Source organism: Komagataeibacter oboediens, from assembly GCF_003207815.1.
Taxonomy (GTDB): domain Bacteria; phylum Pseudomonadota; class Alphaproteobacteria; order Acetobacterales; family Acetobacteraceae; genus Komagataeibacter; species Komagataeibacter oboediens.
The window spans coordinates 1-13607 of the sequence record NZ_NKTX01000022.1; the positions used below are offsets into that span (position 1 = coordinate 1).

15 protein-coding genes are annotated in these 13607 nt (G+C 60.0%); 6 read left to right on the plus strand and 9 right to left on the minus strand.

Features of this window, described 5'->3' with window-relative positions; translation table 11 throughout:
- Positions 1–76: 76 nt before the first annotated feature.
- Positions 77–1300 carry an acyltransferase family protein gene (locus CFR80_RS10170; protein WP_258367763.1) on the minus strand — a complete coding sequence of 408 codons (1224 nt, stop codon included), beginning with the start codon at positions 1298–1300 and terminating at the stop codon, positions 77–79.
- 289 nt (positions 1301–1589) lie between these two features.
- On the opposite strand from CFR80_RS10170, the gene CFR80_RS10175 reads away from it, so the two are divergent.
- Positions 1590–2375: an alpha/beta fold hydrolase gene (locus CFR80_RS10175; RefSeq protein ID WP_010513304.1), complete on the plus strand. Its 786-nt coding sequence runs from the start codon at positions 1590–1592 to the stop codon at positions 2373–2375.
- Positions 2376–2396: 21 nt separating this feature from the next.
- On the opposite strand, the gene CFR80_RS19310 is transcribed toward CFR80_RS10175, so the two are convergent.
- Complete coding sequence (locus CFR80_RS19310; protein ID WP_181418194.1) at positions 2397–2555, minus strand: hypothetical protein; 159 nt, start codon at positions 2553–2555, stop codon at positions 2397–2399.
- 345 nt (positions 2556–2900) lie between these two features.
- Positions 2901–3560, minus strand: a complete 660-nt coding sequence (gene tmpT / locus CFR80_RS10180; RefSeq protein WP_010513302.1) for a thiopurine S-methyltransferase — start codon at positions 3558–3560, stop codon at positions 2901–2903.
- A 281-nt stretch (positions 3561–3841) separates the two neighbouring features.
- Between tmpT and CFR80_RS19825 the strand changes: the two genes are divergently transcribed.
- Positions 3842–4810 carry a hypothetical protein gene (locus CFR80_RS19825; RefSeq protein ID WP_110507307.1) on the plus strand — a complete coding sequence of 323 codons (969 nt, stop codon included), beginning with the start codon at positions 3842–3844 and terminating at the stop codon, positions 4808–4810.
- A gap of 132 nt (positions 4811–4942) precedes the next feature.
- Positions 4943–5884 carry a DMT family transporter gene (locus tag CFR80_RS10190; RefSeq protein ID WP_010513300.1) on the plus strand — a complete coding sequence of 314 codons (942 nt, stop codon included), beginning with the start codon at positions 4943–4945 and terminating at the stop codon, positions 5882–5884.
- 68 nt (positions 5885–5952) lie between these two features.
- Here CFR80_RS10190 and CFR80_RS10195 read toward each other — a convergent pair whose 3' ends face one another.
- Positions 5953–6540, minus strand: a complete 588-nt coding sequence (locus CFR80_RS10195; RefSeq protein WP_029329272.1) for a cupin — start codon at positions 6538–6540, stop codon at positions 5953–5955.
- A gap of 177 nt (positions 6541–6717) precedes the next feature.
- Between CFR80_RS10195 and CFR80_RS10200 the strand changes: the two genes are divergently transcribed.
- A complete protein-coding gene (locus tag CFR80_RS10200; protein WP_010513298.1) occupies positions 6718–7305 on the plus strand; it encodes a glutathione S-transferase family protein in 588 nt (195 codons plus the stop codon).
- 57 nt (positions 7306–7362) lie between these two features.
- On the opposite strand, the gene CFR80_RS10205 is transcribed toward CFR80_RS10200, so the two are convergent.
- From CFR80_RS10205 to CFR80_RS10215, 3 genes are all read right to left on the minus strand, one after another.
- The gene (locus tag CFR80_RS10205) at positions 7363–8004 is read right to left on the minus strand and encodes a Crp/Fnr family transcriptional regulator (RefSeq protein ID WP_010513297.1); all 642 of its coding nucleotides are present in this window, start codon (positions 8002–8004) and stop codon (positions 7363–7365) included.
- A gap of 467 nt (positions 8005–8471) precedes the next feature.
- Positions 8472–8930, minus strand: coding sequence for a hypothetical protein (locus CFR80_RS10210; protein WP_010513296.1), 459 nt, complete (start codon positions 8928–8930; stop codon positions 8472–8474).
- Between the two features lie 280 nt (positions 8931–9210).
- On the minus strand, positions 9211–10251 hold the full coding sequence (locus CFR80_RS10215) for a YeiH family protein (protein ID WP_258367765.1): 1041 nt from the start codon (positions 10249–10251) through the stop codon (positions 9211–9213).
- 143 nt (positions 10252–10394) lie between these two features.
- Here CFR80_RS10215 and CFR80_RS10220 point away from each other — a divergent pair, with 143 nt between their 5' ends.
- Positions 10395–11273: a LysR substrate-binding domain-containing protein gene (locus CFR80_RS10220; RefSeq protein ID WP_029329270.1), complete on the plus strand. Its 879-nt coding sequence runs from the start codon at positions 10395–10397 to the stop codon at positions 11271–11273.
- A 62-nt stretch (positions 11274–11335) separates the two neighbouring features.
- Here the strand turns inward: CFR80_RS10220 and CFR80_RS10225 are convergent, their stop codons facing one another.
- Entirely contained in the window at positions 11336–11641 is a 306-nt protein-coding gene (locus tag CFR80_RS10225; protein ID WP_010513292.1) for a hypothetical protein, read from the minus strand.
- 331 nt (positions 11642–11972) lie between these two features.
- Here CFR80_RS10225 and CFR80_RS10230 point away from each other — a divergent pair, with 331 nt between their 5' ends.
- The gene (locus CFR80_RS10230; RefSeq protein WP_010513291.1) at positions 11973–12443 is read left to right on the plus strand and encodes an Hsp20/alpha crystallin family protein; all 471 of its coding nucleotides are present in this window, start codon (positions 11973–11975) and stop codon (positions 12441–12443) included.
- 391 nt (positions 12444–12834) lie between these two features.
- Here CFR80_RS10230 and CFR80_RS10235 read toward each other — a convergent pair whose 3' ends face one another.
- Positions 12835–13308, minus strand: a complete 474-nt coding sequence (locus CFR80_RS10235; protein WP_373636473.1) for a GlcG/HbpS family heme-binding protein — start codon at positions 13306–13308, stop codon at positions 12835–12837.
- Between the last annotated feature and the right edge of the window lie 299 nt (positions 13309–13607).

The following is a 13607-nucleotide window of genomic DNA, read 5'->3' on the forward strand; positions in this document are numbered from 1 at the left end:
GTTCCGCTTGGAATAATCTTGCCGCCTTGCCTGACACCATTCGATCCATCGGTCTTAGAAAGTGGGCTCACACAGGTCAGTGCCCATAACCGTTGGTATAATTGGCCAGGCAGGCTTCCCCCCGTCCTTCCGCCAGCACCTGTTCCGTCAGCATCAGGCTGCGGTCAAAACGCCGGGGCAGTCCATCGGCGACATAAACGGTCGCCAGCATGCCGACACCCAGCGCCAGCGCCCCACCGTACCGGAGGACGACGCCACCATCCGCCCCGCCGCCACGGCGGAAGGGCTGTTCGATGTAGCGCCATGACAGCACGGCCGGAAACAGTGATACGATCCCCGCCCCAAGCAGCAGCAGTGGCGCGGGCGGCTGGGGCGAACACACCCAGATGAACGCCATGAGCGGCCAGTGCCACAGGTACCATGAATAGGATATGCGCCCGATCCATATGAATGGCCGCGTGGACAGGATGGCGCGGTTGACAAAGCTGCCATCGGACAGCAGCAGCGCCAGCGTGCCACCGACAGGCAGCAGCGCCGCGATACCCGGAAACGGCGTATGTTCGTCAAATACGAATATGGACAGCCCGATAAGAAAAAGCCCCATCCAACCAATGAAATGATTGACGGGGCGGGGAAAGGACAAAGTATAATTTGATTTTGCCACAGCAAGGAATGTGCCCATGCCCAGTTCCCACGCCCGCGTGGGCAGCAGGTAGAACGCGGCGGCAGGCCACCGGCCCACGCCGATCTGGGCAATGCACAACGACCCGATGCACAGCGCACCAAGCATGCAGAGCACATAAATCCCCCGCAACTGGCGAAACGCAAGTATCAGCAGGGGAAAGAACAGATAGAACTGTTCCTCCACCCCCAGGGACCACGTCATGAGGAATGGATTGAGGTGCGCATCGGGGGAAAAGTAACTGATCTGTTTCCACAGCAGGACGTTCGACCATCCAAGTAGCGCGCTAATGGCCCCCAGACTGTTCTGACGTAATTCCGTCGGGCTTGAAAGTAACAGCCCGAGCAGCATGACACAGATGACAGTGAGCATGAGCGCGGGCAGGATACGCCGGGCCCGGCGGGCGTAAAACCCAAGGAAACTGAATGTGCCCAGGCTGACATCCCTGTAAACGATGCCGCCGATCAGGAAACCGGAAATAACGAAGAATATATCCACCCCGACAAATCCGGACTGCACGGGGTAAAGATTGGCATGGAAAAGTACCACGGCGGTGACTGCGATTGCACGTAGTCCATCAATATCGCGCCGGTAATCGGCGTGTAAATTCAGGCTCATGGGATCACCCTACAGAAGCTGCATGACAACAGATTGGGGGTGACCTTGCGATCCCGCACAATTTGTCAACTGTAATAAAATGTAAAATTAACGCTGGTTTCACCGGGCTTGTAAAATTTTTTACAAATAAAAGCCGTGTGTCTGTTTTGCATCAGCCCACGATATGGCGCGGCGGGGCGACACCGACCTGCGGCATCGCGCGGACCCCACAATCTTATGAAAAGCCTGGCAGGCCCGACCCGCCTAATATGCCCCGACATCTGCCGCAGAAACCGGAGCGTACGACCCCATGCTGCTCAATACCATCGAACTTGGTCCTGAAAACGGTGACCTGTCCCTGCCACCTGTTGTATTCCTGCATGGACTGTTCGGGCGGGCGCGCAATTTCGGCTTTTTCCAGCGCCGCATTGCCGCAACCCGCCGCACGCTGGCGCTGGACCTTCGCAACCACGGGCAGAGCCCACATGGCCCCATGGATTATCCGTCCCTTGCGGCGGATGTGTGCGAAACACTGGCCACCCATGGCGCATTGCCCGCGACCGTGGTGGGGCATTCAATGGGGGGCAAGACCGCCATGATGCTTGCGCTCAGCTTTCCTGCAGACGTGCATTCGCTGATGGTAGTGGATATTGCGCCGGGCGAGGGCGGTTTTTCGCAATCCCACCAACTGGCACGGAAGCTTGCGGCACTTCCCCTGCCGGATTTCCTTGACCGGGCAGGGGCGGAATCATGGCTGGGTCAGGTCATTTCTGAAAAGCCCGTGCGTGACCTCATGCTGATGAACCTGGAACTGGGGGAAAAGCCACACTGGACGATCGGGCTGAAGGACATAGCGGCCGCGATGCCAGCGATTATCGGCTGGCCTGACGTGCTGCCCGGCGTTCACTATGACGGGCCAACCCTGTTTGTGGCCGGGGGACGCTCCCATTATATCCAGCCGGACAACTATCCTGCCATGCGCAGGCTTTTTCCGCATTATCGACTGGACGTCATACCGGATGCAGGACATTGGGTGCATGCGCAGGCGCCACAGGCGTTTCTGGAGACGCTGGAGTATTTCCTGCACGTTGCCTGATGGCGCGACGTTTACTGGTGGTCAGTGGTCGGTATGGGGACCGCGGCTCCAGTGCTGGTGGGGGTTGCGGTAATCATCCGCCAGGTTCTGGTCGGTGTCGGGACGATCATGGGCATGGTGGTGACATCCCGCGACTGACAGGATGACAAGGGTGGCGAAAATCCTGCTGGCGTGACGCATCTGTGGCCTCCCGTATTGGTGCGGGCTGAACGTGCATGGCACGGGAAAGTTCAGGGGCCTGTATATTTAGGCTGTCTGAAATTTCTATCCGGGAAAATCCAGAAATTATAAGTAAGATTCGGAAGTCGTTGCCTTGACATACATGAAATCCGAGAGCGTGTTCCCTCGTATCATGTAAAAAATTAAGTTCAGTTGATGATGTGTTTTTAATACCCTGCCGCAATTAAATAGATCACTAACAAGACATTACGGAGATTGATAATACCCGCAATGGCTGATCAGAAGATATGGATTCCAGAATTTGCGCGACCTGCCCGCATGCACGCGGGCAGGAACGTGTCGGGGCTACGCTTTTGTGCGCATACCGTCACGCGGCATCATGATCCATACGCTTTCCACCGCCGGGCAGACGCCCTTCAGGCCGCCCGGTATGGGTTGACGGGCTATGCAGGTCAGGCTGAACGTCTGGGCATAATAGTGCCGTAGCGCCTGTTCATCGACGCAAAATGGTGGGCCCGCCTTGCGGGACTGGTCATATTCCATGCAGACCACAAGTTCTGGGGCGGCTCGGGTAATGGACACCAGATGCACGGCGTATTGCGCGCGGACGAGGGCAGGCAGGGCAATCAGCGCCGCGCGGTCGTATACGGCATCGACCGGCCCCAGTTCTTCACGCGTCAGGTCGAAGATATTGCCGACGAAAATACATAGCCCCGCAGCCTCAAACCGCTGCAGCTGCCCGACGGTGGAGATGCGCGGCGTCAGATCAAGTTCGGCAAAAAGCTGTGTGACGGCAATGGGACTCAGTTCAATGCCGACCACCTGATACCCGCGTTCCAGCAGCCAGTGGATATCTCGGCTTTTCCCACATAACGGCACAAAGACCCGTGCCCGCGCAGGCAGATGCAGTGCCGCGAAATGATTGGTCAGCAGCGGGTTGGGTTGTGGTTCGTGAAAACCGATTTCGTTGCGCTGCCATTTGGCATGCCAGAAGGCTTCATCCATCGCGTTGTATTTCCATTTCCCTGTGCCCGCGTCCTGTCCAGACTGGCGCGGCCACGATACCGGCATTGGCAACGCAGCGAAAGGTGGGGGATGACCGGGCCCGGTCGCCTGCCGGGCGGGTTGTGCCAGACGGGGAATAATGATTTCTGGGGCCCGTCAACCCTGTGTTCGAAGCTGATGGATCGGTGCGGATATACAAGAAAAATATTTGGTATCGGTTCTGCAGTATATTTCTGGCCACAATCGGGGCTGCTGGCGGGGGTCTTTATCTGTTCGTGGTAATGGTTGACCCATGGGGTGGACTGCCGCTGTCGTTGCCTCTGCACCGGTGGCCGGTCACGGGCAATGTGCGGTTCACCATGCCCATGCTGGCGCGCGACGGGCGTTTTGATTCCGTCATGCTGGGGACATCCACGGGCCGGTTGATGCAGCCGGCGGTGCTGGACGGCCGGCTCAACGCGCATTTCCTGAACATGTCGATGAACAATGCCCAGCCGCATGAACAGTATCGCCTGCTGCGTGAATTCCTGCGCCACCATCCGGACCCGAAGGTCATGATGGTGGACATTGACCGTTCATGGTGCCTGTATGGTCCCAAGCAGGTTCCCCTGAACCCCGAACCGTGGCCTGACTGGATGTATCGGGGGACGCCATGGATGGGTTACCTGCAGATGGCCAACCTGTATGCGCTGCAGGAAGCGGCCAACCAGTTCATGCTGCAGATCGGCCTGCGCCATGACCATTACGGGGCCGATGGCTACACCAGCTTCGTCGGTGCGGACAGTACCTATACCCGTGCGCGCGCCGACAGGCTGTTTGTGCACTGGGGACCGGACCACATGCGTCCGCCATCGGGTGGTGTCGCAGCCGCCCCCGTCATGCAGGCATACCTGCCGCTGGTCCTGCATGCCGTGCCCGACACCACATTGCGCATTGTCTGGTTCCCGCCGGTACAGGCCATACGGCATAACCCGCAGGGGTCGATGTATGACAGCATGTTCGCCGCCTGCCACCGTTATGTGGCGTCCTTGGCGGGACATATGCCCAATACGCTGGTGATCGATTTCGATATTCCCGGCCCGATTGTCGATAACCGTGACATGTTCTGGGACCCGATCCATTACCGGCTCATGACGGCGGACCGCATCATGGGTGATATTATCGCGGCCGTTCATGACCGGACGCAGCCATCGCCGGATTATGTCGTCATTCCGCCCCCTGATCCGGTCAGGCCTGCTCCCGTTCATTAAAGGGGCGACATCCTGTTTTATCGTGATATTTAAAACAGGTAACCCGGCAGCATATCAGGCCGTCCCATCCGGTTTGGGTGGCGGCTTCTTTTGCATCCATAACTATATGTCCTTTGGCTACAGGCAGTGCAGATGAACATGTCTTTCCTTACATCGGGTATGATGCTGGCCTTTGCCGCGTTTTCCTCGTTTTCGATCAGTGATGCGTATTCCAAGCTGCTGGCCGGTCAGCTTGACCCCTTCGAGGTCGCTTTTTCGGGCGGAATATTCGGTTTCCTGATCATTCCATTCATCCGCAGGCCGGACGAATCCTACCGTGACATTTTCTCCCCCCAGCGACCGGGCATGTGGCTGGTGCGGGCGGTCGCCACCTTTGCCTCCACCGCCGCCAGTGTCGAAGCCTTCATGCTGCTGCCGATGCCCGAGGCGCTTTCGCTCATGTTTCTCATGCCGTTTTTCGTGACGGTCCTGTCGGTCACGCTGCTGCATGAAAAGGTGTCCGGCTGGGCATGGCTGTCCGTTATTCTGGGTTTCATCGGTGTGCTGATTGTGCTGCGGCCGGGCATGCGGGAGCTGCATCTGGGGCATCTGTGCGCGGTGATCGCGGCGGTGGCCAATGCTGTGGGGGTCATTGCCTACCGGCTGGCGGGCAATGATACGCCGCGGCTGTCGCTGTTCGGGTCCAGCCTGTTTGGCCCGCTGGTGGGCGATGGCCTGCTTATGCTGGCGCATGCGCACTGGCCGCATGGGCTGAAGACCTGGCTGTTCCTGTTCGGTTACGGGTTTCTGGCGGCGCTGGGGCAGTTGCTGATGATGATGGCGACAGCCCGCGCACCGGCCAACCGGGTTGCCCTGCCGCAGTACAGCCAGATGTTATGGGCCGTGGCGTTCAGCTACTTCCTGTTTCACCAGCCGCTGGATAACTGGACGATTGCGGGCATTATCGTCGTGACCCTGTCGGGCATGCTGAACTGGATCCGACAGCGTATCAGCTTTGAACGCCTTGCCATGCGGGAAAGGCGGGAGCGGCGGCGGCATCTGCACGATCCGCAGGCATCGACAGGACGGGGGTGAGCGCCGCCGTAAAACCACATGGCCCGTGCGGGGTCAGGCGCGCATGATGGCCATCGCCGGGCACGCGGTCAGTCAGGCCACGCCCGCACCATCGGTCCCTGCGCCCCCATGACCGGGTCAGAACGGGGAAAGGGCAGGGACGCCAGCCTTGCCCGCTGCACGCCATCGGGGGCGCTGCGCACGATGTCGAAATCCTGTCCCGGCGGATACGCGCCCACCACCGCGAAATCAGCACTGCCGGACAGCTTCATATGTCCCGTTCCGGCGGGAAGCAGGACAATGTCCCCGGCCAAGACATCAACCACCCGCGCATCCGGCCCACCCAGCATCAGCCGGGCCTGACCGCCATAAAAGCCCAGAACCTCGTGCCCCATGGTGTGGTAATGGTGGAAGGAATAGACACCGTTGCGCCATTGCGGCGGCCAGCCATTATGCTGGAACATCGCTTCGAACACGGCTGCAGGGTCGTCGCCGGAAGGGGGCAGGACGTTGCGGTAGATGATGACCGGCAGCTTCGGGTTGTTGGGAACCCAGCCATTGGCCCGCAGGACAAAGCTTTCGGTCCGCGCTGGTGTCGCCCCGGCAGCCTGCACACGGCCTGCGCCAAGTGAAAGGCCCAGCCCGGCAAGGATGGAATTGAACGAACGTCGTTCCATCATGTTGCTCCCCCAAATATCAACGTCCCATGGTTGGTCGGACGGGATGGATGACGGATATGACCCGCAGGTGCACTATAGCCGGTTCATGCCTCCGTTTCATTGCGTCACTGTTCAAGATACCGTCGTGCCGTCTGCCCTATGGGGCCAGGGTGGCATGAAACTGAAAGGATTAAGATGATCATACTTTACGGCATGCCGTTATCGGGCCATGTGCATCGCGTCCGGCTGCTGCTGTCCATGCTGGACCTTGAATACCGCTTCGAGGTCGTGGGTGCATCCGCGCCCGAACTGCTGCGCCTGAATCCGCTGGGGCAGGTTCCGGTCCTGCGTGATGGGGACCTGGTGCTGGCGGACAGCAACGCCATTCTTGTGTATCTGGCGAAAGCCTATGGTGCCGGCACGCACTGGCTGCCGGATGATGCGGTCGGCGCGGCACATGTGCAGCGGTGGCTGTCGATTGCGGCGGGTGAACTGCGGCAGGGACCGGCAGCAGCCCGCATGGTAGCGTTGTTTGGCAAGGCAGGCGAACCGGCGGATGCACGCGCGCGGGCGGCAGGACTGCTGACCTTCATGGATCGCTGGCTGGATGGCCGTGCGTATCTGGCGGCAGCCTGCCCCACGCTGGCCGATCTTGCCTGTTATGGATACACCGCCCATGCCCCGGAAGGGAGCGTTTCCCTTGAACCCTACCCGCATGTCAGGGCATGGCTGGAACGGATCGAGGCATTGCCGCGCTTTGTGCCCCTGCCGTGGTGGGACTGATACATTGCAGACCGTATCGCGCGACCGTCCCGCAGCCTGATGGCCGGGACAGGGTGTTCAGACGAAGGCTCCGATCCTGTCGCGGTCGATTTTTATCCGCTGGGAGGACAGTCGCTGGATCAGGCCCATATCCTCCAGTTCCTTCAGGGTGCGGCTGGTGGTCTCGATGGCAAAGCCCAGATAGTCGGCAATATCCTTACGGTCCATGGCCAGTGTCAGGATATTGGACTGCCGGTCAAAAAAATCCTTCTGCCGGGTGCATTCCAGCAGGAATCCCGCCAGCCTTTTGATCACAAGCGGACAGGTCGCCAGCAGCAGGTGGCGCTCTGCCGTTTTGGCGTAGTCCAGTGCCTGCTGTAAGAACAGCGCCTGGATGCGGGGATACACCTCCACCAGTCCTTTCAGCGCGGAACACGAAATCTGGAACAGGTAGGTGTCCACCAGCGTGATGGCGGACGTGTGGTACAGCCCATCTTCCAGCGTGCCAAACATATCATCCGCCCATAAAAAGGCAAAAATCTGGTTGCGTCCGTCTTTCATATGATGTTCCAGACGCACGGCGCCGGAACGGATACGATAGATGTGATTTCCCGGTTCACCCTGTGTGTAGACACGGCGCTTTGCCGGCCGGTGTATCCGGGTCGAGATCGCATTCAGCGCCTCGCGTTCCGCATCGGTCAGTTTGAAACTACTGAACATTATGACAATCGGTTTCTCTATCGTAATCATTCATGACGTAGTGGCCATAGGGGGTCCACGCGCACCACGCTGTTGAACCGATCCATCTCCGCTGAACCAAGCGGGGAACAGACTGGTTAGCATGAATTATATATACGATACTGTTTCGTATCGAAATATGCATATAAATGCCCGATGCCGGGAACGCGCCGCCTGAACAGGGGGGCGGATGGCATGAAATCCGTAAAGAACCGGACGGTTTCCCGTGCTGGCATCCTCTCGCAGCATATGTCTGGCGCCAGACCTGCGGTATGTTGTGGGGCCCGTTCGGCGGAAAACACAGCATAAGCCTGTTTTATGGCGAGGGTAGGGCAAAGTGGCGGCAGGCACATGCCGGTCCGACCTTACCGACGGGTGCGGGCATGCCCCGCAGCAGGTCGGAAACCCGGCATCGCCCTACCGGGATAACGATTTCGTTCAGGCGGCCATCATGAATGGATGGGATCAAGCAGGCGGAAGGACAGCCGCCCCACCTGACCCGACAGCTGCGCGCCACGGGTCTGTGCATGCAGGTTGATATCAACGCCACGGGCATTTTCCATGACAACACCCGTCGTGCCATGGTGGATTGTGGCAGTGCCCCCTGCGGTCCAGTAGGTGCCGTTGAAATCCTGCACCCGCGCAAGGTTGCGCACGCAGCCCCGACCCGACAGGGCTATGCCCCCAATGTTCAGCGCGCCGCCGCCGCGCACGCGGAAACGATAGTGATTCGTGCCGTCATGTAATGTGCCCTGTCCCCACAGGTAACCGATCCCTGCGCCAACCTGATGGGCGGACATGTCAATCCATGCGTCCGTATCTGCACATCCTGTCTGTGCGTGGGCCGTGCCATGACTGGCAAGAAAGCCTGCAAGGGCCAGAAGACCCAGATGCCTGAAGCAGATCATGGTGTGTCCAGTACGAAAATGGATATGACATATTCGCTTCATTTAAATGAACGAACCCGTTTCGTTTAATTTGAAAAAAAAGCTCCGTCAATTCCAAAACCGGTGCCCGACCGGATCGGGATCAAGGTCCATTCCGGACAGGCGCAGAGGATCGGGTTCCGAAAGAATGAAGACGTTTCCGGTCAGACCTTTCCGGATGGGACAGGACACCCGGCCTTTTCAAAAAATCGAATTGACTGAAATATGTATTTTTTATCGATGAATATTCTGAAGCATCCGTTCAGCCATGGAACGCGACCCGCACCAGCATCATACTCGCACCCACCAGACCGCACAGCGACAGCATGACGGTCAGGGCCAGCGGCCGTCCCGCCCCCATGACGGAGCGTATGTCGACACTCAGCCCCAGCGCCGCCATCGCCAGAACGGTCAGCACGGTTGTGACATTGCCAAGCGGTTCCACAATGCCCGGCGGCACAAGGTTCAGGGAACGCACGACCATCATGCCCATGAAGCCCGTGATATACCACGGCACCAGGCGGGCAGGGGCACGCACCCCAGCCCCGTGCCCACCACCGGTCATGCCGCGGCCGGACCGCGCGGTCAGTATGGACAGCACGACGCAGACAGGCCCGAGCATCAGCACCCGTACCAGTTTGACCAGCATGCCGATATGGACTGCCGCAGGGCCAAACGGCGCGGTCGCGGCCACCACCTGCGGCACGGCATAAACGGTCAGCCCCGCCAGTGCGCCATGCGCCCACGCCCCCATGTCCAGCAGCGGACCAGACAGCGCAAGCCCGATGACCACCACCAGCCCGCCAGCCGCGGTGAACGCAATGGTGGTGCCGACGTCTTTATCGCGGGCCTGAATGACGGGGGCCGCCGCCATGATGGCGGAATTGCCGCAGATGGAATTGCCACAGGCCACCAGCAGGGTCCGACTGGTATCCAGTCCGCATATCCGCCCGATACAGCATGTAAAGGTCAGGCTGAGGATCGCCATGCCGGTGACGGCGGCCAGCACCCACGGCCCGACGGACAGGACGGCATCAAGGCTGAACGATGCCCCCAGCAGGACAATGGCAATATTCAGCAGCGTGCGTGAACACAACCGGATACCCGGCGTCCATGCCGGGCCGGGATTGCGCATGGCGCGGCAGGCGACACCAGCCAGCAGGGCAAGGTTCAGGCTTTCCAGCCATGCTTTTCCCAGCACACGCACCTCCATGCGTTCCAGCAGGCAGGCGAAGCCCGTTATCGCAAGGCACAGCCCGATACCCGGTACCTGCCGTATCCAGTGGGGCCGGGTCCGCTGCATCTGGCGAAACGGAACGTGAAGCAGTGTTGTCACGATACTCTTCCTTTCGCCCGGCAGGGTAGGAGGAGCGCGTTACATCATTCCAACTCATAGTTTTTCTTATTCCAATCGAAAATCATGATTGGTTGTGTTATGCGCGGTGCATGACCCTGGAACAGCTCCGTCTTTTTATCGCTGTCGCGGAACGTGAACACGTTACGGCCGCCAGCCGTGTCCTGAACGTGACCCAGTCTGCCGTATCTGCGGCCATTGCCACGTTGGAAGAACGACATGGCGTGAAGCTGTTTCATCGTGTCGGGCGTGGTATCCGGCTGACGGAGGCCGGCCGGCTGTTCCTGCCGGAAGCCCGCGCGGTCCTTGCCCGTGCCGCCGTGGCGGAAAACGTACTGGAGGAATTCAGCGGGCTGAAGCGCGGTACGCTGCGTGTTGTCGCCAGCCAGACCATCGCGGCATACTGGCTGCCCGTGACACTGGTGGCTTTCCGGCGCGCATATCCGCATATTGCGATCGAACTGGCGATCACCAATACGGAAGAAGCCGCAACGCGCGTCCGCGATGGGGATGTGGATCTGGGTATTGTCGAGGCGATTGTGGATGATCCGGCCCTGGCGCAATGGCCGGTCGGGACGGATCGTCTGACCATCATACAGGCTGATCCCTGCCTGCCCGGCGTGGTGGATACGCACTGGCTGCGCGCCGCAAGCTGGGTCATGCGCGAACCCGGATCTGGCACCCGCGCCACGCTGGAAGACAGCCTGCGCCAGCTGGGGATTGATCCGGCGGACCTGAATGTCAGCCTTGTACTGCCATCCAACGAAGGCGTACGGACCGCGATCGAGGCCGGGGCCGGCATTGGCGCGCTGTCATCGCTGGTGGTCGCGCCCGCGTTGCAGGCCGGCACGTTGCACGCCGTGCCACAGGCACTGGGCACCCGGTCGTTCTATGGATTGCGGCACAAGGAACGGCACCGCAGCCCGGCGGCGGAAGCCCTGCTGGATCTTGTCGCCCGCCGGGGACGCTGACCCGCCGTCTGCACGGACGCGGGGCAAATGCCCCACCCGGTCAGGCAGGGCATCCGGTCGGTTTACGCGACGCGTAGCGTGATCTTGTGCAGGTCCTTTTCAGCCTTGGCGTCGGGGTGGCCGACATGGAAGGCTTCGCCCGGTAGCAGGCGGATGTCGCTGATGTTGGCCAGCGGCAGCACGCTCCATTCGCCCATGGGGGGCACGCGCTTTTCATGGGCGTCCTCGCCACGGTAGATCATGACCTGTGTCGTGCCGTCGCGCTCACCCAGCGCGTGGGGGGAGCCGATGTAGTTCTTGCCATCGAAGGTAAAGCCGACAACGACCTTTTTCTGGATGGCGTCACGAAGCGTGCTTTCAACTGACATGCATATGTTCCATTCTGGTTGAACCCGGTGCGGGTTGCCGCATGTTATAACGGACCCGGCAGGTTATACCCTGTCTGGCGCTATACAGAAGTGCGGAAGGATATTTATTGATGCAATACTGCCCTGCATTATGCTGTTCCTCGTCAGAATTGGCATAGGCCTGCGCTGATTTTGTTTCGATAAAGTAAATATCAGCCCTGTATGGAGCAGGCCGCATGGCAGGTTTGACCTGTGTCACTGTCGGGGGCGGTTATCGGTTCCAGAATTCGCAGCACAGGGCGGCCATGTTCCCAAACGGGCCGCCCCGGTTACGTAATTCAGGAGAATGACCATGATTGCTCGACCGACATTTGTTGCAACCCCGGTTCGTGCGACCACGGCGCGGGTGGCAGACCCGTTTGCCGTACTGCAGCGTCAGGTGGGCAGGCTGATTGATGATTATCGTGCACCCGACACGTTCGGGTCGGGCCGTATCGGGGCCACCGATATTACCGAGGACGCGACAGGATACCATATCTATATTGAAGTACCCGGCTGCTCCGAAAAGTACATCACGCTTAATGCAAGTAATGGCGTGCTGAGCATTTCGGGCGAGAAAAAAAGTCCCATGGCGGAAACCGACCACAAGATGCATGTCTCCACCCGTAGCTTCGGTGCGTTTTCCGAGCATTTCAATCTGCCGGAAGGCGTGGATGAGGATAAAATCACCGCCCGTATCAAAGATGGGGTGCTGAAGGTCACACTGCCGCGCCGCGAACCGGCCAAGCCGACCGAACGCAGGATCGATATTCAGCCCGGCTAGGTCTGTCGTGTGCATTGTCCCACAGCCGCATGTCAGGTCCGGGCATGCGGTTGCGGGACGTCGATGCCATCTGTGCGCCCATGTCCCGTAACGTGCCGCCATGGCGGGCCTGCGGTGGGGTGGCGTAATGGTGTGCATGCTTGTCAGGCACGGGAACGGGGGCAGGCTTTCTTGGCCGCTCGGTCTCGTGCATTTTGCGGGACTGGATCGCTGCCGTTACTTCAAGGGGGCCGTAAATGGCCCCACGCCCGGCTTTCCGCCCAACTTTCGCAGTGCAACTGAGTGATATGACCCCGGGCCGATAGGTCATTGCGCCGAGCCCGTCAGTTCAGCACAGTCGGGCATGGAAATGGTGCAGCGTGCTACTGCCTGATTGTGGCGGCGCGTGTCCCTAACGGAAATCACCGCGGAATTTCGTGACCGCCGCCTGCGCACAGGCTTCGTCCTTTTCCCCACCGGGCGCGCCCGATACGCCAATGCCCTCCAGCACGGTCTGATCCGATGCCCGACGCAGCGTGACGCCCCCAGGCACGAACAGTACTTCCGGAATGGTATTGAGCGCACCATTGGCCGGCCCCGTGACCTTGGCGGCGATCAGTTCGCTCGTGGTGTTCATGTTGAAGGCAAGGCCATAGGAATAGGCCGTATAGGCCTTGCGATAGGACACCGACAGGGACTGCAGTGGAACACTGTCCCCCTTGATGACAGCCTGCTGGTGGCCGGTCGTGTCCACGACGGTGGCGGTCACGGAATATCCCTGTCCGGCGCAGGCCGCTACGGCCTCCATCGCCAGATGCGCGGCCGTGGTCCAGTCCAGCTTGGGCATCAGGACCACATGGCCCTGTGCGCAGACCGGGGAACTCATGAACAGTCCACCTGCGATAATGGCATGCTGCATGACCCTGTTCATATCCATTGCGTGCATCATTCCCTGCTGCGGACAGGCCCCATGATGCAGACCGGGGGGAAAGCCGCGCAATCGGAAAAGCGGGCGGTCACACGATGGTGTTGGGTCACGCGGCAGCGAAGGGCGATGCGTTCCGGATCGTCTTTCCGCCCGGTCATGCCCTGCGTTCAGGGGCAGGGCGGAAACGGGCGATTGCGACCGTCCTGCCCGCCTTTCGGGGATAAGCCGCGCGGCGGTCGGCCATGGCAGGTGAGTTG